Raw genomic sequence first — 1335 nt, 5'->3', positions numbered from 1 at the left:
TGCCACCGATCTTTTCGATCGGGCGACGGTCGAAGGGTTCGTTGACCGGTTGTCGCGCATCCTCGCCGCGGTAGTCGCTGATCCGACTGTCCCGGTGGGGGATATCGACATCCTCGCCGACGCCGAACGGCACGACGTGCTCACCGCGTGGAACGACACCACCCATCCGGTGGAGCCCGCCACGCTGGGATCGCTGCTGCGCCGGACCGTCGCGGCGGCGCCGGGCGCGGTCGCGCTGGTCGCGGACCTACCCGGCGGCGAACGCGCCGAGCTGAGCTACGCCGAGCTGGCCGCACGGGTGAACCGCCTCGCCCGTTACCTGATCTCGGTGGGCGTCGGCCCGGAAACCCGGGTCGCGCTCGCGTTCCGCCGATCGGCGGATCTGGTCGTGGCGATGTACGCGGTGGCCGAGGCCGGTGGGACGTACGTGCCGGTCGACCCCGACCAAGCCGCGGAGCGGACCGACTACATCCTCTCCGTCGCCGCACCGGTGTGCGTGTTGAGCAACGCGGAGTCGGACTTCGATACCGATGTCGCGCCGGTGGTGCGGCTCGAGGATCTCGAACTCACCGCGGTCGCGAGCGTGCCGCTCACCGACGCCGAGCGAGTCGTGACGCTGCGGCCAGAGAACACGGCCTACGTCATCTTCACCTCGGGTTCGACGGGTCGCCCGAAGGGCGTCGCGGTGCCGCACGGGGCGATCGTGAACCAATTGCTCTGGAAGGCGGCCGAGTTCGAGCTGGCCCAGGACGACGCGGTGCTGTTGAAGACGGCGGCGACGTTCGACCTGTCGGTGTGGGAGTTCTGGTCGGCCGCTGTCTGCGGCGGACGTCTGGTCATCGCCGCGCCGGATGGTCACCGGGATGCCGCGTATCTGCACGAGCTGATGGCACGGGAATCGGTCACCACGCTGCACGCGGTGCCGTCGATGCTGGAGGCGCTGCTGGCGCACCGGCCGGCCGCGGGCGACTGGTCGCCGCGGCGGGTGTTGGCGATCGGTGAGTCCCTATCCGGCTCGGTGGCGCAGCGGTTCTTGCGTGAGTATCCGCGGACCGAGTTGTTCAATTTGTATGGTCCGACCGAGGCGGCGGTGTCGGTCACCAGCCATCGGGTGACGCTTGCTGATGAGGCGTCGGTGTCGATTGGTGCGCCGGAGTGGAACAGTCGGGTGTTCGTGCTGGATGGGCGTTTGCGTCCGGTGCCGGTGGGTGTGTCGGGTGAGTTGTATCTCGCGGGTGCGCAGTTGGGTCGGGGCTATTTCGGTCGTGCGGATCTGACCGCGGATCGTTTCGTGGCGAATCCGTTCCAGCCCGGTGCGCGGATGTACCGCACGGG

1 protein-coding gene is annotated in these 1335 nt (G+C 68.8%); it reads left to right on the top strand.

Annotated elements, in window-relative coordinates; all coding sequences use genetic code 11:
- On the top strand, positions 1–1335 hold a 1335-nt coding region (locus ON21_RS25310), incomplete at both ends, for an amino acid adenylation domain-containing protein (protein ID WP_039801641.1).

Source organism: Nocardia araoensis NBRC 100135 (assembly GCF_000308435.1).
Classification (GTDB): Bacteria; Actinomycetota; Actinomycetes; order Mycobacteriales; family Mycobacteriaceae; genus Nocardia; species Nocardia araoensis.
This window is presented reverse-complemented; position numbering and strand designations above follow the sequence as displayed.